This is a genomic window from Streptomyces acidicola (genome assembly GCF_009377235.1).
Taxonomy (GTDB): Bacteria; Actinomycetota; Actinomycetes; order Streptomycetales; family Streptomycetaceae; genus Streptomyces; species Streptomyces acidicola.
In genome coordinates this window covers 20,849-39,469 of record NZ_VMNX01000018.1, presented here as the reverse complement: position 1 = coordinate 39,469, position 18,621 = coordinate 20,849, and the positions used below count along the sequence as shown (strand labels likewise).

Genomic DNA, 18,621 nt, shown 5'->3' with positions numbered 1-18,621 from the left:
GCGTTCGACAAGCCGCGACGTACAGGATCCGCTCCCGCGACGACCGCGCATCGCCCGCTCCGGGCAGGAGCCGGGCCTCGAAGGAGGGGGCCTGCTTCACTTCGGCCCGTCAGGCAAGGCGATCAGCAAAGTGGGCCAACTACCGGACCAGACAAGGCCGATCGCCCGCACCCGACCCGTAGCGAGCGGGGCGATCGCACCCCGCTGAACAGTAAAAACGACAGGGGGTTAGCATATGAGCGCCGCCTAGCTCGAAAGAGAAGCCTGTGACTCTCAACGAGGACTCGTTCACCAACTGGAATACCCGCGAGGAGATCGCGGAGTCGATGATCCCGATGATCGGGAAGCTGCACCGCGAGCGGGACGTCACGGTCCTGCTGCACAGCCGCTCCCTGGTGAACAAGTCGGTGGTCAGCATCCTCAAGACCCACCGGTTCGCCCGGCAGATCGCCGGTGAGGAGTTGTCGGTCACGGAGACCCTGCCGTTTCTGCAGGCGCTCACCACGCTCGATCTCGGCCCGTCCCAGATCGACATCGGCATGCTCGCCGCGACCTACGGCACCGACAACCGCGGTCTCTCGGTGCGGGAGTTCACCGCCGAGGCCGTCGCCGGCGCCACGGGAGCCAACAAGATCGAGCGCGGTGAGGGGCGCGACGTCGTCCTGTACGGCTTCGGCCGGATCGGCCGTCTCGTCGCCCGCCTGCTGATCGAGAAGGCGGGCTCCGGCAACGGTCTGCGGCTGCGCGCCATCGTCGTCCGCGGTGGTGGTGGCCGGGCCGCCGAGGATCTCGTCAAGCGCGCCTCGCTGCTGCGCCGCGACTCCATCCACGGCCAGTTCCAGGGCACGATCACCGTCGACGAGGCGAACGACACGATCATCGCCAACGGCAACGTCATCAAGGTGATATACGCGAGCGACCCGTCGGAGATCGACTACACCGCGTACGGCATCAAGAACGCCATCCTCATCGACAACACCGGCAAGTGGCGCGACCGCGAGGGCCTGTCGAAGCACCTTCGTCCCGGCATCGACAAGGTAGTCCTGACCGCGCCGGGCAAGGGCGACGTCCCGAACATCGTCCACGGCGTCAACCACGACAAGGTCAAGCCGGACGAGCAGATCCTGTCCTGCGCGTCCTGCACCACCAACGCGATCGTCCCGCCGCTGAAGGCGATGGCGGACGAGTACGGCGTCCTGCGCGGCCACGTGGAGACCGTCCACTCGTTCACCAACGACCAGAACCTGCTGGACAACTACCACAAGGCGGAGCGCCGCGGCCGCTCGGCGCCGCTCAACATGGTCATCACCGAGACGGGTGCCGCCTCGGCCGTCGCCAAGGCGCTGCCCGAGCTCAAGGCGCCGATCACCGGCAGCTCGATCCGGGTGCCGGTTCCGGACGTGTCGATCGCGATCCTCAGCCTGCGACTCGGGCGCGAGACCACCCGCGAGGAGGTCCTCGACCACCTCCGCGACGTGTCGCTGACCTCGCCACTCAAGCGCCAGATCGACTTCACCACGGCCCCCGACGCGGTCTCCAGCGACTTCATCGGCTCGCGCCACGCCTCGATCGTCGACGCCGGTGCCACCAAGGTCGACGGCGACAACGCGATCCTCTACCTCTGGTACGACAACGAGTTCGGCTACTCCTGCCAGGTCATCCGCGTCGTCCAGCACGTCTCCGGAGTGGAATACCCGACGTACCCGTCCCCGGCGGTCTGATCAGGGCGGAGCCGCTCGCGGCGGACCGCTCACCGTGAGCTGTCCGATCCGGTGTCCCACAGGCGAGCGCCGGTGGGGCGACAACCGATCCCGATCGGCGTCGAGTTGTTCCCCGACCGCCGCCCGCCGGTCGGGTACCGATCCCGGCACCGGTATCGGTATCGGTATCGGTACCCGACTTCCGCACATCGTCGGCTTCCGCTCACGCGTCGCCGCGCCTCACCTGTGGCGCGGCCTCCCGCGCTTGCCGCCTCTGGAGCCACCGGAACCGCCGGAGCTTCCGGAGCCGCCGGAACCACCCCCCGTCCTCTTGGTCTTCTTGCCGCTCGGATTCCCTGCCGTGGGCTTCCGCCGTGCGCGGACCGCGTCGGGCTGCTTGCGCTCCTGCTGCGCCGGGGCCACCGTGCGCCCCCGGGTGCTGTTGACCGTCCGGCCGCGGACGATCCCGATGAAGTCCTCGACCAGGTCGGTCGTCGCATCCTCGGGCCACGACAGCGCGACGCTCGACTGGGGGGCGTCCACGAGCGGCCGGTAGGTGAGATCTTTGCGGTGGTGCAGGCGGGCCAGCGACTGAGGGACGACGAGGACACCCACGCCTGCCGCCACGAGTTCGATGGCGTCGGCCGTCGTGGCGGGGCGTTCGAGGGCGGGCCGCCCCGGCAGCTGGTCCCAGCCGAGGACATCATCGAGCGGGTGGAACACGACATCGTCGGCGAGGTCCTCCACCGCCACCTCGTCCACGGCTGTCGCGAGGTGATCCTTGGGGACGACCACCACCGTGGTCTCGGTGTAGAGGGGAATCGCGCTGAAGACCGTACGGTCGACCGGCAGCCGCAGCAGCGCCGCGTCCGCTCCCTCGTCGCGCAGCGCATCCGCCGCCTCCGCGGCCGGCACGGGGACGAGGGTCAAGGGGACGTCGGGCAGGCGCTCGTTCCAGATCCGCACCCACTTGGCGGGCGTCACCCCCGGGACATACGCGAGCCGGAACGAAGGGGAAACTTCCGAACCTGTCACTCGGCCAGGCTACCGGTCGAAGGGGAGAGGTCCCGCAGGGCGAGCTCTCGCAGTCAGCGGTCGCGTGCACGGCGAACAGTGCGGATGGACAGTGCGGATAGTCTGGACACCATGAAGTCGCAACAGACCACCCAGACGATGAAGCCCGCGACCGCGGCGAAGAAGCTGGGTGTGTACCTTGAGGCCACCCCGGCCGAGTTCCAGGCCGGTGTCGTCTCACGCGCCGAGTTGAACGAGCTCCAGACCAACCCGCCCGAGTGGCTGCGTGAGCTCCGGCGCAACGGCCCCCACCCCCGTCCGGTGGTCGCGGAGAAACTCGGCGTATCCATCTCGGGCCTCGCGCGCGGTGGGGTCACGGACCCTCTCACCACCGAGCAGATCGAGACTCTGCTGACGGACCGACCCGAGTGGCTGGAGAAAGAGCGCGCCACCCAGGCCGAGGTCCGCAGGGAAGCCACACGCATCAAGGAGAAGAACGCCGCCCTCGGCGCACAGACAGGCCCCTCGCACGCCTGAGTCCTGTGAGTCGGGGCTTGGCGCGGACAAGGTTCAGTGATCGGGGTCGCGGAGGCAGGAGGCGACGACCACAAAGGGCCACAGGGACTGAACGGACGTCACAACACGTTCGGCGACCCCGATGTCACCCTGATCATGCACTTCGATCAGGAACCATGCCGCGCCGACGCCCATCAGTGCGGTCACCACGAGGGACGGTATGGGCCGCAGCCCCCAAGGTGCGGCGCTGCCGCCACGGGCGGCCAGGACCGGCCACACCGCCAGGAGAGCGAACCCGACCGCGACAGCTGAGCCGTGACGCAGGGAGCCCCCGCTGCTCGGTGCCGGGACCAGCGCCACCACCAGCGCCGACACTCCACCACCGCCCAGCGCCAGGCGTCCGGCGGGGGCGGCCGCGCGCAGCCCCCAAGCGGTCAGCAGATGACAGGCACCCAGAGCGACCAGCGCACCGGTCATCACCCAGAACCCCGAAGCGCCACGGGCCGCCAGCACGCTGATCGTCTGAGTGGCCGGGTCGTAGACGGGCCCTTCAAGAAACCCCGCGATCATCCAGCCTCCGACCATCACGACGGGCGCGCACCCCGACGACAGCAGGGCCCATTTAGGCACAAGTCGCATCGAGCAACGTTAAAACACCCAAAGGTCTCTCCGGCCCGCACACGCAGGCGAGCGACATCCGAGCGGGCCGCCCGGGCCGCCCTTCGGAACGTGGCCCAGCAACCCTCGGCCCTGAAATACCGTCAGGAGACGTCAGCGAAGGCCTTGTTCGCGGTGATCACCAGTGTCGTCCCGCCGCCGGAGGCGACCCACAGCAGCCGATCCCGGCGAAGACGTTGATGTAGGCGACCGGAAGGAAGTTGCCGAAGAAACCGAGCGGTCCGCGGGCCTGGATCAGGCCGTAGACGTTCACGTTGCTCATGGGGGTCACACGCATAGCCCGCCCCTGAACTATGTTGTCCCGCCATATGTGTGACCGACGCACGAGTTCCTACGGTGTGCCGACACATATCTGTCGTCCCCACCGCACACGAGGAAGTGGCACACATGGCCTCAGCGTCATCCGCTCCCCCACCAGCGGCCAACCTCAAGCGCATTGTCACCGCCAGCCTCATCGGCACCACCATCGAGTGGTACGACAACTCATCCGATCAGAGCTACGACCTGCGGTTTTGCCACCATTGACCCTCCGAAGTCAGCACCAATCCAACACCGGAAAATCCCGTGCTGGGTGGGGAACGAGGACGTGCCCGATCGGGCTGACTGCGGGCCTGGCGACAGGCACCAGAGATCGTCACTCACCGCAGTGCCTCGGGCCGCATCAGCGCTACGCAAACTGGCCGGCTACCGACCGCGCAGCGCGTCCTGGGCGGCCAAGCCAAACGGGTGGTGCCCTCAGCCAGACGACTGGCTGAGGGCACCACCCGTTCAACAGATTTCCGTTCAGGCCGCCTCGACCACTGCCTCGAACTCGAGCGGCAAGTCGAGCTCGCTCTGCAGCGTGAAAACGGCATCCATGAGAGACCTCAGTCGCTCCGGAGCATCGGGCATCACATGCGCGTAGGTCTGATGGGTGACCCTCGGGTCACGATGCCCCAGCCACTCCGCCATGTCCGTCACCACGGCTCCGGCCTGGGCACCCAACCCTGGGTCGGCGATGGAGGCTGTGTACGAGCCGGTGCCGTGCGGCTCGTCCGGTCATGGCTCGGCCCTTCCACGGGCCGAGCTGCTTCGCGCGGTGCGGCGTGCCCGCCATGAGGACCACGTCCACCGTGGTGACGGCGGCGCGGTACCCCGGCGGGGTGCCGTGATGCGGGAACGGGCAACCAGTTCGAGGGTGACAGTGACCGCGACGGCTTGGACAGCCATGAGGGCGACGAGGACGAACAGTTGCACGGCGCCGGCGGTGATTGCGTCGGCTCCGCCCAGGAGCATGCCGACGAAGGCGCCGGGCAGGGTGACCAGACCGACCGTGCGGGTCTGGTCCAGGCCGGGAACCAGGGCGTCGGAGGCGACGGGGCGCGCTATCTCGATCCTGGCATCGCGTTCTGTCAGGCCGAGGGCAAGACCGGCTTCGACCTCGCCGTGCCGTTGTTCCAGCGTGACCATGCTCTGCCGTCCGGCGAGCACGGTGGCGGTGAGCGCGCCCCCGATCAGGATGCCGGTTACTGGAATGAGCGCGATGCCGCGCACCGGCAGCAAGCCGGTGCCCAGCAGGAGCGCGACGGCCGGTAGGACGCCGACCGCGATCGGCAGTGCTGTCCACCACCAGGTGCCGTCGGAGGTGATCCTGCGTCCCGCGGTGCGCACCGCGACGGCGTACATCAGCAGCACAAAGCCGAGCAGGGCGGCGCCATGGTGGACGACCCAGCCGATGATGGCGGAGACGGCGGCCAGTTGAAGGGCTGCGCGCAGGCCGGCCGTCAGCACTTCGCGGGCGCGTCCGAAGTGTTGTTCGGGGGAGAGCCGGGCCGCGGCCGTGACCGCGACAGCGGCGGCCAGGAGTACGGCCAGGACCCAGGCGAGCACGGCGTTGACCGGCAGCAGAGCGGCCGAGGCGGAGTTCATGGCACCTCGTAGCGTGGAGTCGGTGATTGCAGGGAAAGTTGGGATTCATGGGGTCCAAGCATCAGTCGTATGACGCCGAGTTCGTGAGGGTGCTGTACGCATCGTGATCGAGACGGGGAAGCCGGTCCCGGAGGTTGCCAAGGAGCTCGGTGTGCATCCGGACACGCTGCACAGTTGAGTGTCGCGGTGGCACGCATGGCCTCCGGGATGCCGGGGCCCGCCCAGGATGACGTCTGCTGGCAGATTCGGCTCGTCAAGGGCCGTGCAACTGGCCGGAGATCGGGTGCTCGGACAGGAACTGCAAGTAGGTGCGCTGCCGGAGCTCTCATGGCCGTCCGCGTCGGGTAGTCCGATATCCAGCGCCGCCGCCGCGATCTACGGTTGCCGGTTTGAGCGCGGTCGCACCACCCGCTGCCATCACCGAGGGCGGCACCCGATGCTCGAGGTGATCAGCCGCTGGGCTGAAGAGAGTTGAGGTGTGCGCTGATGGGCACGACGAGTGGCGTGCCGGAGACCGGGTCCTCAAGGACCTTGGCCGACAACCCGAAGATGTCCTTCAGCCTGTCCTCCGTGAGCACCTGAGCCGGCGCCCCCTTCGCGAGGATTTGGCCCTCGCGCATGGCGACGAGCGTATCTGCGTAGCGTGCGGCGAGGTTGAGGTCGTGCAGCACCATCACCACGGTGGTGCCCCGCTCGATGTGCAGACGGTGGATCAGATCGAGCACGTCGATCTGATGGGCCAGGTCGAGGTAGGTGATCGGCTCGTCCAGGAGCAGGATGCTCGTTCCCTGTGCCAGGGTCATGGCAATCCAGGCCCGCTGACGCTGACCGCCTGAGAGTTCGTCGACGACCCGCCCTGCGTGCTCGTCCATGCCGGTGAGGGCGAGGGCGTCCTGGACGGCTTCGTCGTCGGCCGGGGACCATTGGCGGTACCAGTGCTGGTAGGGGTAGCGGCCTCTCGCCACCAGTTCCGCAACCGACAGCCCTTCAGGGGCGAGTGGGGTTTGAGGCAGGATCCCGACTCGCTGTGCCACTTCGCGGGAAGGAAGCTTCTCGATCTGTTTGCCGTCCAGCAGAACACTGCCACTGCTGGGTGTCAACAACCGTGCCATGGACCGCAACAGAGTGGATTTGCCGCATCCGTTCGGGCCGATGATCGAGGTGACCGTGTCCTCGGGTATTTCCAGGTCGAGCTTGTCGACTACGAGGCGTTCTCCGTAACCGAGTTGGACGCTCTCTGCTCGCAGGGTCACGCGGTTTCCTTTCGGCGGTTGCGGATGAACAAGAAGATCAGATAGGGGGCGCCGAGGATGGCGGTCAGCACTCCCACCGGAAGGTCTGTGGCCCCGGGCGCCACCCGTACGGCGAAGTCCGCGCTGACGGTGAGCAGCGCGCCGAGCACCAGGGAGCTGAGCAGTGGGGGCTGTGCGGCACGGACCAGTCGCAGGGCGATCTGCGGTGTCGCCAGGGCGACGAAGGTGATCGGCCCGGCCGCGGCAGTCGCCACCGATGCCAACAGCACGGCGAGCAGCAGGAGGATCCCCCTGGAAGCGTCGACCCTGAGCCCGAGCCCGCGTGCTGTGTCGTCCCCGAACTGGAGCGTGCTCAACGTGCGGGAGCAGATAAGGGTGACCGGGACCAGTATGGCCAGCGCGGTCAGGACCGGGCCGACGGACTCCCAGCCGACATCGCTGAGGTTACCCACGATCCAGGTGGTGGCACGAGTGGCGGAGTCGACGTCGCCGACGGTCAGGAGCCAGTAGACGATGTTGTATCCCACGGCGGAGATACCGATGCCGATCAGCACCATGCGGTAGCCGTCGATGCCTTTGCGCCAGGAGAGGAGGTAGAGCAGCGTACCGGCGGTCAGACCTCCCACCAGTCCACCGAGCGGGACGCCCAGGGAGGCGAGGTTGCCGCCGATGACGATGGCGCTGACTGCGCCCACCCCCGCGCCCCAAGTGATACCGAGGACATCGGGGCTGGCAAGGGGATTGCGGGCGATGGACTGGAAGACGGCCCCGGCGAGGCCGAGGGCCCCACCGACGAGAATTCCGCTGAGTGTGCGCGGGAGCCGGAGGTCGAAGATGATTCCCTGGGTCCGTGCGTCTCCTCCGCCGGTCAGGGTGTCGAGTACGTCGGAGACGCTGATGTACGAGGACCCGAGACCGATGTTGAGCGAGGCCATGAGGACGAGCAGAGCGATCGCGATCACAGGCACGACCAGGGAGCGGAGACGGAAGCTCCAGCCGACCGGCCCCGACGCGATCGCCCGACGCCCGGGGATCGAGGACTTGCTCAAGGCGATGCGGCTCATATGCGGACGACTCCCTTGCGGTGCACCATGAACACGAAGACGGGGGCCCCGATGATCGCGATCATGATGCCTACCTCGAACGTGTCGCCGGAGATCACCCGGCTCAGTACATCGGCCGTGATGATCAGCACCGCGCCGGTCAGAGCCGCGCACGGCACGAGCCACCGGTAGTCGGGGCCCGTGAACATGCGGGCCAAGTGCGGGGCGAGGAGTCCGAGGAAGGCGATCGGCCCGCAGGCTCCCACCGCGGCTCCGGTGAGCAACGTAATGGCGAGGATGCCGACTACGCGGGTGCGTCGGACATTCTGTCCGAGCGCCTTGGCCACATCGGTCCCCAGGGCAAGTGCGTTCATTCCAGGAGTGCTGGCGAGTGCCAGGACCAGGCCGACGACAATGAACGGCAGAACCTGGCCGAGGACCGCGTAGTCGCGACTGGCGATGGACCCGACGTGCCAGAAGCGGTAGGTCTCCATGCCTTGCCGGTTTCCCAGGACAATGGCCGCGATCAGGCCGTTGAGGAGGGCGCTCACCGCCGCGCCGGCCAGGGTCAGGGTAATCGGTGTGGAGCCGGAGCCGCCGATACTGCCGAGCGCGAAGACCACGCAGCTGGCGAGGAGCGCCCCGGCAAACCCGAACCAGATGTAGCCGTACAGGCTCTGGACGTTGAGGACGACGACGGCGGCAACGACGGCGAAGGCCGCCCCTTGGTTGACGCCGAGCAGACCGGGGTCGGCGAGCGGGTTCCTGGTGTGAGCCTGGATGAGTGAACCCGCTACGCCCAAGGCCAGACCGACACAGAGGCCCAACAGCGTACGCGGCAACCGCAGGGATCGGACGATGATGTGGTCCTCGACCCGCGCCGGGTCGGTGAGGGCCTGCCACACCGTTCCAGGGGCGATCGGCTTCGTACCCAGCATGATGCCGGCGGCGCAGACCAGAAACAGAGCAAGGGCAAGGAGCCCGAGGGCTCGTCTGCGGCGCCGGCGACGCCGGGCGCTCTCACTGAGTGCCGCGGCGCGGGACTTACTGCCCTGCTCTGCGAGCGCGGTCACTTGGGGCTCCCCTCAACGTGCCGTACACCTCGACCGGTTGGAACAATCCGAAAAGCATCTTAGGGTGTCTTAGGTAAGCCTCACTTTACCGTTGGGATCACCGATGTCGCTCCCCGCCCTCACGCTCGGTCGACGTGTGTCCATCGTGTTCGCCTCTGCCTCTCTCCTGGCGCTCACGGCCTGCTCGGGAGGTGATGCCGGCGACGGTGAGAAGCAGGCGGACTCGAAGGCAGGAGGGTACCCGCGCACCATCACGCACGCGATGGGCAAGACGACCATCGGCAACAAGCCGAAGACGGTGGCCGCGCTCGACTCCTCCTACGTGGACGCGGCCGTCGCCCTCGGGATCAAGGTCGTGGCCGCCACGCGGTACCCTGCAGCTTCCGAGCAACTGCCGGACTATCTCCCGGCCGAGGACAAGAAGTTCGCCGCCGACGCGAAGATCGTCGGCGAGCAGGACGCGCCGGATGTCGAGAAGCTGTACGACGCCAAGCCCGACGTCATCGTCTCCGCGAAGATTCGGCACGAGAAGATCTACGACGAGCTCAGCAACGTCGCTCCTACGATCTTCAGCGAGTCGACCGGTCTCACATGGAAGGACAACATCCGCCTCCTGGGCAAGGCCTTCGACAAGGAGAAGGTGGCCGAGGACAAGATCAACGCCTATGAGGAGCGCGCCGCCAAGATCGGTGCTGCCATCAAGAAGAAGCACGGGGCCGATACGTCAGTCTCGCTCGCGCGCTTCACCGAGGGTGAGTCCACCGTGCGTCTCTACAGCAGCGCCTCGTTCCCCGGGACGGTCTTCTCCGACACTGGACTGCAGCGCGCGAAGGGCCAGCCGGACGTCAAGGACTCCATCAAGATCGACCTCAGCCAGGAAGAGATCAGCAAGCTCGACGCTGACCGGATCTTCGTCGCGACGTACGCCGACCCCCGGGAGAACAAGGAGAACCCCAAGAAGCGGTTCCAGGCGAACCCTCTGTGGGGTGCTCTGAAAGGTGAGACCACCGACGTGGACGACACTTCCTGGATCACCTCGGTCAGTCTTCAGGGTGCGAACGTCATCCTGGACGACCTCGCCGAGCAGTTCGGCGTCGACCCGGCTCGCTCCTGATAACCGGAACGGCCGGCGGGCATCCTGGGGTCCCGCCGGCCATCGCGCAACGAAGCGGGGTCTCCGTTCACGCGACGGCTGGCGTGGCATGCGCCAGATCTCGCTGTTGCCCGTCGTCGCGATAGCAGTGACTCCGGGCGTTCCCATCGTAGGCCGATGCGACTACGCGGCTCGAACTTTGCAGATTCTCGGCGGGCCTTCACGGGAAGTGCTCGTCAGTGGCGCGACCCTGACCAGCGGGCGAGCCGGCCGCTCCGCGTCGCCCCTGCTGCCGCAGACGACTGCCGCCAGACGTGGGGAACTCTCTCGGCCCACCCAGAGCCATGACGCTCACATTGGCGCAATGTCAGCCAATTTTGGGCGGATTGTTCCGGTTGGCTCAGCAACTAAGTTAGGTTAGCCTTACTATGCCAATCGGCCGCTGTGGCTACGTAGTTCCCATTCCCCTGTGAGTGCCGCCTGACTGCCGCGATCAACCGTGTAGCGCCGGCAATGCCCTGACCAAGAGACGTCACCTCACCCGCAAGGATGATCTCTTTTGCCCCCCACTGATTCCGTCACCATCGAGGATGTCCGCAGTTCCATTCTGGATTGCGTCGGCAACACTCCTCTCGTTTCTCTCAACCGCCTATTCCCGGATCCTGAGATCGAGGTCCTTGCCAAACTCGAACTCATGAACCCGGGTGGCAGTATGAAGGACCGCCCTGCGCAGTTCATCATGGAACGCGGACTCGCCGACGGCTCCATACCGGCCAACGCCCATATCATTGAGTCCAGTTCCGGCAACTTCGGGATCGCCCTGGCCATCGCGGCCCAGCTCTTCGGGCTCAGCTTCACCTGTGTCGTCGACCCGAAGACCACACAGGCCAACGTCCTGCTGCTGCGCAGCCTGGGCGCCAACGTGGAGATCGTCAACACGGTCGACGAGTCAGGAGGATATCTGCACACGCGACTTCGCCGTGTGCGGGAACTCGTCGCCTCCACTCCGAACTCCTTGTGGATCAATCAGTACGCGAATGAGCGGAACTGGCTTGCGCACTACCACGGCTCCGGAACCGAGATATCGCAGCAGTTGATCCGGCCTCCGGACTATTTTTTTGCCGCCGTAAGTACGAGCGGGAGCATTCTCGGATGCTCGCGGAAGCTGAGGGAGAGTTTTCCCTCGGTCCGCGTGATAGCCGTCGACGCGGTCGGCTCCGTCATCTTCGGCGCCCCTCCCGGTCGGCGTGAGATCCCGGGCATCGGTTCCAGTCGCGTACCGGAACTCCTGCAGAGGGACGAGATCGACGAAGTGGTGCACGTGGACGATGTGGACGCGGCGCTCGCCTGTCGCGAACTCCTCGCCACCGAAGGCATATTCGCCGGCGGTTCCACAGGGTCGGTGGTCGCCGCGATGCGCAAGCGGCTGAAGGACCACCCGCGTCCCTGCCGTGCAGTGGCGCTCTTCCCCGACCGCGGTGACCGCTACATGGATCTCATCTACGACGACACCTGGCTGAACAAGCAGCGTGACCTGCGGTCCAGCCTCTGACCGGGTGACAGGCCGGCACCTACCCGTACCAAGAAGCACCACATCCGCACGGAGCCCCGGAGTTTGTTGATGCAGTGGCGTCAGACCGCATCCGACCTCGTCATGCGTGACCTTGTCGATGCTTTGATCCAGGAGGAGTTGGCGGGATTCGACCGGCTGTGCTCTGCAGTTCCTCCCGCCCCGCTGGCGGGGCGGGAGGAACTGCAGAGCGGCGAGGACTGGTACCGCGCCGACGTGGGCTCGCTCCAACTGTGGTTCCGTGGGCGGTCGGCCGCCGCCCTTCAGCCCGTACGCCTCTCCCGGTCGCCCATCTGGTGCCAGCAGGAGCAGGGCGAACCAGAGCCATTCACCGAGCCCGACCGGCTGCTCGACGTAGCCCTGAACGCGCTCGAGGCACCCAGCGACTCACCACCCGCCGGGAGCTCGCGCACGATCGCGGATCTGCGGACGTCCGTCGAACACGCAGCGATCACTTTGCGGGTCCACCACGAGTCCGGGCGCCCCGCGCCGGCGCCGGGCGGACTGCTGGCCGGTGAGCGTCTCGCGGCCACCCGCGATCGCCCCTTTCACCCCACCGCCCGGGCCAGCTCAGGCTGGACAGCGGCCGAGCACGCCGAGTTCGGGCCTATGCGCCAAGACCCGGTCACCGTACGTTGGGTCGCTGTCCGCCGGGACCGCCTTCGTACGGGTACGGGCACCAGCTCCCGCCGACTCCACGAGAGGCTCCTCGATGCCGCCGGTCAGGAGCGACTGCTCGGCATGATGGAACGGGCAGGTGTCCGTCCGGCGGACTATCAGCCGTTGCCCGTGCACCCGTGGCAGGCGGAGCGCGTTCTGCCGGACCAGTTCTCGGAGGAGTTCGCGTCCGGTGAAGTGGTGGCCTTGGAAGGGGTGGTGGGGCAGTTCCTGCCCACGGCCTCCCTGCGTACTCTGCTCACTGTCCCCGAAACTGACGTACATCTGAAGCTCCCGCTGGGAGTGAGCACGCTGGGTGCCGCAAGGCTGCTGCCTCCGCGCTACCTCGACAACAGCGACCGTGCCCAGCGGACCATGACACAAGTGATCGAGGGCGACGCCGTACTCGGCCGCCTCGTACGGGTATGTGACGAAAGCAATTGGTCGGGGTGGCAACTTCCGGGTGGCGAGGACGAGTTCGACAACCGCCCGGGTCATCTCGCCGCTCAGCTCCGCCTGTTGCCCGAAAGTCTCCTGTCCGACCCCACACGGTTGGTCATGCCGATGGGCGCCCTGGCATCCCACGAGTGGGACGTCCTGGCCGGCTCCTTCACCGAGCTCGGCCTGGCCAACGGGGACCGGAAGGAGTGGGCGCTGACGCTCTTCACCGACATCGCGGGAGCCTTCTGCAGGATGGGGCTGTCCTTCCTGTGCTACGGGGTTCTACCGGAGTTGCACGGGCAGAACGTCCTGGCCGTGTTCACCGCGAAAGGCACGGAAGGCTTTGTGCTGCGCGACCACGACGCACTGCGCCTGCACTCGGCATCGATGGCCGCAGCCGAGGTCCCCGAACCCGGCTACCGCCTCAAGCCCGGCGCCCGGCAGAGCCTCAACCTGCCGACCCGCGAGGCGCTGCTCGGCTATCTCCAGACGCTGGGCTTCCAGGTGAACCTGTTCGGGATCGCGGACGCCCTCACCCGGTGGTCGGGTGTCCCCGAAGCTTCCTTCTGGCATGCCCTCGGCGTCGGTGTGCGCACCGCCCTGGACGAACTGGATCTGCCGGCGCCCCTGGCCGAGACTGTCGAGCGCGATGTGCTGCGATCGAGGACCTGGCCCTCCCGGCACATTCTGGGGCCGTTGCTGCGACAGGCACCGCGAGGCGAGGTCAGCATGCCCGCAGGTTCCGGGCTGGTGCCAAACCCCCTCCGTAAGGCAGAGGGGTTCAGGTGACCGGCTCGGTAGCGGGCGCGAAGGAGAACCGCCAAGCCTTCGCTGTGCTGTGGTTCGGCCAGTTCGTCGCCGTGGGCGGCCTCACGACGGTGGTTCCGGTCCTTCCGTTCTATCTCGCCGGTCTCGGCGTTCCGTCGGCGGCTGTGCCCTGGTGGACCAGCCTTGCCCTCGCGGTGCCCGCGGCGGCCCAGATCGTCAGCGGTCCTCTGTGGGGACGGATCGGAGACCGCTATGGGCGCAAGTCCATGGTTGTGCGAGCCCAGTTGGGACTCGCTGTGGCCCTAGGACTGATGGCGTGGGCTGAGACAGCCGCCCAGTTCGTCGTGTTCCGTTTCGTCCAAGGCCTGTTCGGCGGAGTGGTGTCCGCCAACGCGGCCTTCGCCAGCACCATGGCGCGCGAGGAGCATCAGGGCCGCACGTTCGGCGGACTGATGAGTGCCACGGCGGCCGGATCACTCGCCGGTCCGCTGGTGGGCAGCGCGGTGGCCGTGGGCTTCGGTTTCGATGTGCTCTTCATCTGCGTGGCCACGCTCATGGTCCTGTCGGCGCTGCTTTCGCTGTCTGCCCTTCGCGAGGCCACTACATTGAGCGGCAAGGGCGAGGCGGCCCCGACGGAAGACCTCTCCGTCCGGGGCGGTGCACGGCTCCTCTGGAAGGACCGTTACCTCAGGCGGATGCTTGTGGGCGGGCTGGCGGCCCAGGCCGGCGTGTACGCCCTCGTCGTGATCTTCGCCCCGCGCATCGCGGAAATCACCGACTCGGTGCGTACCGCGACGCTGTGGGTGGGCGTTCTCCAGGCAGTCACCTGGGCCGCTACCCTCGTCGGCGGCATTTGGTGGGGGCGTCGCAACGACCGCGGTAGCCCGCAGCGCAACTTCGCCTTCGCCGCGCTGGGTTGCGGACTGGCGGTCGCCTTGCAGGCCGTGCCCGGGGAGCCCGGGTGGCTGACTCCGCTTCGACTGCTGCAGGGCTTCTGCTTCGCCGCGCTCCTGCCGTCCATCCAGCACCTGGTCAGCAGGGGCAGCCCCTTCGCAGGCCGGGGCACCTGCCTCGCCCTGACGATGAGCGTGCTGGGCTTCGGCCAAGTCCTCGGCCCCCTGCTTGGGGCAGCGGTCGCCGGGCTCGGGCACTCCGTGTGGCAGTTCTGCGGCCTGGGCCTGCTCTTCGTCGGCACAGCCGCGCTGGCTGCGGCGCGCCCCAGGCCTTGGCGGGCCACCCTCTCACCCATGCCGTCACGCAGCGACGGCACCCACGTCGGCTCGGACCCCCAACCCGCCAGTCGATCCCACCCGTAGAAGAAGGACCACATGTCAGACCGCGCGGGGAGAAGCATCCGATGACCCGGACCCGTACCCACGAGCCCTCCGTCGCCTCATCGATCCGACCGGGCGCTCGGGACCAAGCCGAGGCGGGGTCCACGCAGCGTCTACTCAACTCGTTTCTCTCCGAGACGGGGATACGCGACCCGAGAGTCGCCGACGAGAAGGAGTTCCGCCTGCTCCTGCCGTCCTCCGGCCACGTGCTGACCGGCAGCATCCTGCACTGGTCACCTATGGGGCACCACGTCTTCGGAAGCGAACTCCGGCTCACCGACGCGGAGGAGACCTCGACGCGTCCGGTGGATCACCGCCTTCTCGTCGGCATCCTCCTGGGTGAGCTGTCGGCCCAGCTCGGCGCCGACAGCGATACCCAGACGGAACTCTCCGCCCAGGTCGACAACAGCGTCGAGCGCACCGCGCGTTACCTGGAGCGCGGACGCGGGCCCCGGCCCACTCCCCACCAGAGGCACGCACTGACGCGCCACGCGGAACAGTCCTTGCTCATGGGCCACCCTCTCCACCCCACACCGAAGAGCGCCGAGGGCTTCAATGACGCCGAACTGGTCGCCTATGCACCTGAGTTGGGTGCGGACTTCGCCCTCCACTACTTCGCCGTCGCCCCGCGCCTGCTCCGCTCCCGCCGAGTCGCCGACGGCGATTGGCTGCCCGCCGAGTTGACAGCTCAGGCACAGACGGCTTCGAGAGGCGGAACCGACGAAGCCACGCTGCTGCCCGTTCACCCGTGGCAGGCCGCCTACCTGCTGCGACAGCCCCGGTTCCGCGCATGGGTGGAGGCCGGCGACATCACCGACCTCGGCCCGCTCGGCCCGGCTGTCTACCCCACCTCTTCCGTACGAACGGTGTGCGACCCCGACTTCACGACCGCGTGGAAGCTCCCCCTGCACGTCCGCATCACCAACTTCGTTCGGAACAACCCGACCGATCAGACACAACGTGCCCTCGACGCCAGCGCCTTGGTGACCCGGTGCCGACCCGAGTGGAACTACCCCGGTTTCCACGTGCTGATCGAAACAGGGGCGCTGGGCCTCGCCGACGAGGAACTGGCCGCGGACACCACGGTTCTCTTCCGGGAGAACCCCTTCGCGTCCAACGGCAAAGCACCTCAGGTCGTGGCCGGCCTGCTGGAAACAGGGGCGGACGGGGCCGAGCCCCATCTCATCGGCCACGTCCGTGAGGCCTACGGGGTACCCATGGGACCACTGCCTTTCGATGGCGTGGCCCAATGGTTGGCCCAGTACCTGGAGATTTCCCTCGTTCCACTGCTCGACGTCTTCGACACCACCGGAATCAGCTTCGAGGCGCACGTACAGAACTCCCTGGTCCACCTCGACCAAGGCCGGCCGACCCAGTTCTACGTACGGGACATGGAAGGTGTGAGCCTGAGCCGCGAAAACCGCGGCCGGACCCCCGCAGGTCGAGCCCTGGAGCCGCGCAGCACCCTGCTGTACAGCCATGACGAGGCCTGGCACCGGCTTCGGTACTACGCCGTGACCAATCACCTCGGCCACCTGGTGCACGTCCTCGGGTACTACACCGGCCATGACGAGTCCCGTCTGTGGTCCGTGGTCCGCCGCGTCCTCGCGGCCCGGCTGGGCGCGTCCGCCAAGGCCCTCGCGGCGGCGGACACGCTCCCGGCCAAGGCCAATCTCTCCAGTCGCCTCGCCAAGAGCAGCGAGCACCCGTCCTACGTCCTCCTGCCCAACCCGATCTACGAGGTGGCCCGGTGATCCAGACCTTCAGCCCGAATCTCGCCCTGGTGCAGCGTGCGCTGCGCTCCCACCACCTGCCCACGGTACGCCGCAGGATATTCCGCCAGCTTCTCGAATCACTGCTGTACGAAGGCGTGCTCAAAGCACGCTCCGAGGCGGACGGCCGGTCGGCGGTCGACGGCGTCGACGCCCAGGGACGACCGGTGCGGTACGTCTTCACCCTTGGTGATCCGGCCTACGGCTTCGCCCGCACCAGGATTGTTCGTGATCCTCTCCTCCGAGTCTCGGAGAACGGCGAAAGCGAGGCTGCCTCGCTGACCGGCTTCCTCACCGAGATCCGCGAGCACCTCGGTGGGGTCACGGACGAGCGCATCGAGGGCTTCTCCCGTGAGCTGGAGGAGACGCTGGTGAAGGACGCCGTCGCCCAGTGCGCCCGGGAGGAACGGGACGGACGTCTGGCCGAGGCCGACTACGACGTACTGGAAGGCATGGTGATGGACGGACATCCGTATCACCCTGCCTATAAGTCCCGAGTCGGATTCGACCTGGAGGACCACCTCGCCTTCGGACCGGAGTTCGCCCAGCCCGTACGGCCTCTGTGGATCGCCGCGCACCGCAGCCTGACCACCGCCGTCTCGTCCAGCACGCTTGACGGCGCGTATCTGCGCGGTCAGCTCGGACCGGCGTGGGACGCCTTCCGGCAAGAGCTGGACCAAGCTGTCCTTCGTCCCGAGGAGTACGAGCTGCTGCCCGTGCATCCGTGGCAGTGGCGTGAGGCAGTCGCCGTCCCCTTCGCCGCGCACATCCGAGACCGGAAGATCGTCGCTCTCGGCACGGACCCCCACGCCCACCTCGCCCAGCAGTCCATCCGCACGATGGCCTGCCAAGAGGCCCCGCATCGCGACTACATGAAGCTGTCGCTTTCCATCCTCAACACCTCCACCAGCAGAGGCCTGGCCCCCCACACGGTCACCAACGCGCCCGCCGTCTCGGACTGGCTGCGTGGGATCGTCGCGTCGGACCCGTACCTCCGAGACGACCTGCGGGTCATCTTGCTCGGCGAGGTGCGCGGCGTCGCGGTCGCCCCCGAGCCGGTCTCCGAACTCGTGCGGGAGCGGACCTACGGCAGGCTCGGCTGCATCTGGCGCGAGACCCTGGACGGCAGGCTCGACCCGAGCGAGAGGGCAGTGCCGTACACCGGGCTCATCGCCCGCGAGCTCGACGGCACCCCGCTGATCGACCCGTGGGTACGCCGTTGGGGAATCCGGGAGTGGGTCAAGCAACTGCTCGAGGTCAGCGTCACGCCCTTGATCCACTTCCTGCAGGGGCACGGCATCGCCATCGAGTCGCACGCCCAGAACATGGCCCTTGTCCACGACCAGGGTCGCCCCACTCGGGTCGTCCTGCGGGACTTCCACGACGGTGTCCGGTTCTCCCGTGCGCACCTGGCCGATCCGGCCACCGCCCCCGAGCTGGCTTCCACTCCCAGCTACCACGCGAACCGCAACTCCTTCGTGGAGACCGACGACCTCGACCTGGTCGCGGACTTCTTCCTGGACGCCTTCTTCTTCATCAACCTCGGTGAGCTGGCCATGTTCCTGGACGACGTCTACGACTACGCCGAAGAGGAGTTCTGGAGCGAGGTCCGAGCCGCGATCGCCGCCTATCAGGCGAAGTTCCCCGAACTGGCCGACAGGTTCGCGCTGTTCGACGTGTCCAAGCCGCAGCTCGATGTCGAACAGCTCACAGCCCGTCGTCTGCTGCCGGACACCGAACTGCGACTCCACAGTGTCCCCAACCCCCTGCACGGTCCTCGTGCAATACGGGAGGCCTGAGC

General features: G+C 67.4%; 17 protein-coding genes. 9 read left to right on the top strand and 8 right to left on the bottom strand.

Features of this window, described 5'->3' with window-relative positions; genetic code table 11:
- Nucleotides 1–266: 266 nt before the first annotated feature.
- Entirely contained in the window at nt 267–1,721 is a 1,455-nt protein-coding gene (locus FPZ41_RS08390; RefSeq protein ID WP_322619967.1) for a glyceraldehyde-3-phosphate dehydrogenase, read from the top strand.
- 219 nt (nt 1,722–1,940) lie between these two features.
- On the opposite strand, the gene FPZ41_RS08385 is transcribed toward FPZ41_RS08390, so the two are convergent.
- A complete protein-coding gene (locus tag FPZ41_RS08385; RefSeq protein WP_322619966.1) occupies nt 1,941–2,735 on the bottom strand; it encodes a LysR substrate-binding domain-containing protein in 795 nt (264 codons plus the stop codon).
- 111 nt (nt 2,736–2,846) lie between these two features.
- On the opposite strand from FPZ41_RS08385, the gene FPZ41_RS08380 reads away from it, so the two are divergent.
- Nucleotides 2,847–3,251, top strand: coding sequence for a DUF5997 family protein (locus FPZ41_RS08380; RefSeq protein WP_194236027.1), 405 nt, complete (start codon nt 2,847–2,849; stop codon nt 3,249–3,251).
- 33 nt (nt 3,252–3,284) lie between these two features.
- Here the strand turns inward: FPZ41_RS08380 and FPZ41_RS08375 are convergent, their stop codons facing one another.
- The 4 genes from FPZ41_RS08375 to FPZ41_RS08370 all read right to left on the bottom strand — a co-directional run bounded on the left by FPZ41_RS08375 (nt 3,285) and on the right by FPZ41_RS08370 (nt 5,816).
- The gene (locus FPZ41_RS08375; RefSeq protein ID WP_152860598.1) at nt 3,285–3,869 is read right to left on the bottom strand and encodes a DUF998 domain-containing protein; all 585 of its coding nucleotides are present in this window, start codon (nt 3,867–3,869) and stop codon (nt 3,285–3,287) included.
- Nucleotides 3,870–4,026: 157 nt separating this feature from the next.
- Nucleotides 4,027–4,185 carry a hypothetical protein gene (locus FPZ41_RS46955; protein WP_194236030.1) on the bottom strand — a complete coding sequence of 53 codons (159 nt, stop codon included), beginning with the start codon at nt 4,183–4,185 and terminating at the stop codon, nt 4,027–4,029.
- 506 nt (nt 4,186–4,691) lie between these two features.
- On the bottom strand, nt 4,692–4,859 hold the full coding sequence (locus FPZ41_RS46950; RefSeq protein ID WP_194236026.1) for a hypothetical protein: 168 nt from the start codon (nt 4,857–4,859) through the stop codon (nt 4,692–4,694).
- An 87-nt stretch (nt 4,860–4,946) separates the two neighbouring features.
- Nucleotides 4,947–5,816, bottom strand: coding sequence for an ABC transporter permease (locus FPZ41_RS08370; protein ID WP_152860596.1), 870 nt, complete (start codon nt 5,814–5,816; stop codon nt 4,947–4,949).
- A gap of 103 nt (nt 5,817–5,919) precedes the next feature.
- Between FPZ41_RS08370 and FPZ41_RS49380 the strand changes: the two genes are divergently transcribed.
- Nucleotides 5,920–5,994: a hypothetical protein gene (locus FPZ41_RS49380; protein ID WP_322619971.1), complete on the top strand. Its 75-nt coding sequence runs from the start codon at nt 5,920–5,922 to the stop codon at nt 5,992–5,994.
- Nucleotides 5,995–6,265: 271 nt separating this feature from the next.
- Here the strand turns inward: FPZ41_RS49380 and FPZ41_RS08360 are convergent, their stop codons facing one another.
- The 3 genes from FPZ41_RS08360 to FPZ41_RS08350 are packed head-to-tail and all read right to left on the bottom strand — an operon-like array spanning nt 6,266 to nt 9,185.
- A complete protein-coding gene (locus FPZ41_RS08360) occupies nt 6,266–7,069 on the bottom strand; it encodes an ABC transporter ATP-binding protein (RefSeq protein WP_322619965.1) in 804 nt (267 codons plus the stop codon).
- Nucleotides 7,066–8,133, bottom strand: a complete 1,068-nt coding sequence (locus FPZ41_RS08355) for a FecCD family ABC transporter permease (protein WP_152860594.1) — start codon at nt 8,131–8,133, stop codon at nt 7,066–7,068. The genes FPZ41_RS08360 and FPZ41_RS08355 overlap by 4 nt, the downstream gene beginning before the upstream one ends.
- A complete protein-coding gene (locus FPZ41_RS08350) occupies nt 8,130–9,185 on the bottom strand; it encodes a FecCD family ABC transporter permease (RefSeq protein ID WP_322619964.1) in 1,056 nt (351 codons plus the stop codon). Before FPZ41_RS08350 ends, FPZ41_RS08355 begins: the two co-directional genes overlap by 4 nt.
- A gap of 103 nt (nt 9,186–9,288) precedes the next feature.
- On the opposite strand from FPZ41_RS08350, the gene FPZ41_RS08345 reads away from it, so the two are divergent.
- From FPZ41_RS08345 to FPZ41_RS08320, 6 genes are all read left to right on the top strand, one after another.
- On the top strand, nt 9,289–10,299 hold the full coding sequence (locus FPZ41_RS08345; RefSeq protein WP_152860592.1) for an ABC transporter substrate-binding protein: 1,011 nt from the start codon (nt 9,289–9,291) through the stop codon (nt 10,297–10,299).
- A 538-nt stretch (nt 10,300–10,837) separates the two neighbouring features.
- Nucleotides 10,838–11,830 (top strand): 2,3-diaminopropionate biosynthesis protein SbnA, encoded by a 993-nt coding sequence (sbnA, locus tag FPZ41_RS08340; RefSeq protein WP_152860590.1) that lies wholly within the window; start codon nt 10,838–10,840, stop codon nt 11,828–11,830.
- A 69-nt stretch (nt 11,831–11,899) separates the two neighbouring features.
- On the top strand, nt 11,900–13,735 hold the full coding sequence (locus FPZ41_RS08335; protein WP_152860588.1) for an IucA/IucC family protein: 1,836 nt from the start codon (nt 11,900–11,902) through the stop codon (nt 13,733–13,735).
- Nucleotides 13,732–15,030, top strand: a complete 1,299-nt coding sequence (locus tag FPZ41_RS08330; RefSeq protein WP_152860586.1) for an MFS transporter — start codon at nt 13,732–13,734, stop codon at nt 15,028–15,030. The genes FPZ41_RS08335 and FPZ41_RS08330 overlap by 4 nt, the downstream gene beginning before the upstream one ends.
- Before the next feature lie 41 nt (nt 15,031–15,071).
- A complete protein-coding gene (locus tag FPZ41_RS08325) occupies nt 15,072–16,802 on the top strand; it encodes an IucA/IucC family protein (RefSeq protein ID WP_152860584.1) in 1,731 nt (576 codons plus the stop codon).
- Nucleotides 16,799–18,619, top strand: coding sequence for an IucA/IucC family protein (locus FPZ41_RS08320; protein WP_322619963.1), 1,821 nt, complete (start codon nt 16,799–16,801; stop codon nt 18,617–18,619). Before FPZ41_RS08325 ends, FPZ41_RS08320 begins: the two co-directional genes overlap by 4 nt.
- Nucleotides 18,620–18,621 lie beyond the last annotated feature (2 nt).

Excerpts from the sequence above, each read along its gene's own strand:
- FPZ41_RS08325 (WP_152860584.1), top strand. The coding sequence starts at position 15,072 with ATGACCCGGACCCGTACCCACGAGCCCTCCGTCGCCTCATCGATCCGA.
- FPZ41_RS08345 (WP_152860592.1), top strand. The coding sequence starts at position 9,289 with ATGTCGCTCCCCGCCCTCACGCTCGGTCGACGTGTGTCCATCGTGTTC.
- FPZ41_RS08355 (WP_152860594.1), bottom strand. The coding sequence starts at position 8,133 with ATGAGCCGCATCGCCTTGAGCAAGTCCTCGATCCCCGGGCGTCGGGCG.
- FPZ41_RS46955 (WP_194236030.1), bottom strand. The coding sequence starts at position 4,185 with ATGCGTGTGACCCCCATGAGCAACGTGAACGTCTACGGCCTGATCCAG.
- FPZ41_RS08375 (WP_152860598.1), bottom strand. The coding sequence starts at position 3,869 with ATGCGACTTGTGCCTAAATGGGCCCTGCTGTCGTCGGGGTGCGCGCCC.
- FPZ41_RS08380 (WP_194236027.1), top strand. The coding sequence starts at position 2,847 with ATGAAGTCGCAACAGACCACCCAGACGATGAAGCCCGCGACCGCGGCG.
- FPZ41_RS46950 (WP_194236026.1), bottom strand. The coding sequence starts at position 4,859 with ATGGCGGAGTGGCTGGGGCATCGTGACCCGAGGGTCACCCATCAGACC.
- FPZ41_RS08370 (WP_152860596.1), bottom strand. The coding sequence starts at position 5,816 with ATGAACTCCGCCTCGGCCGCTCTGCTGCCGGTCAACGCCGTGCTCGCC.
- FPZ41_RS08335 (WP_152860588.1), top strand. The coding sequence starts at position 11,900 with ATGCAGTGGCGTCAGACCGCATCCGACCTCGTCATGCGTGACCTTGTC.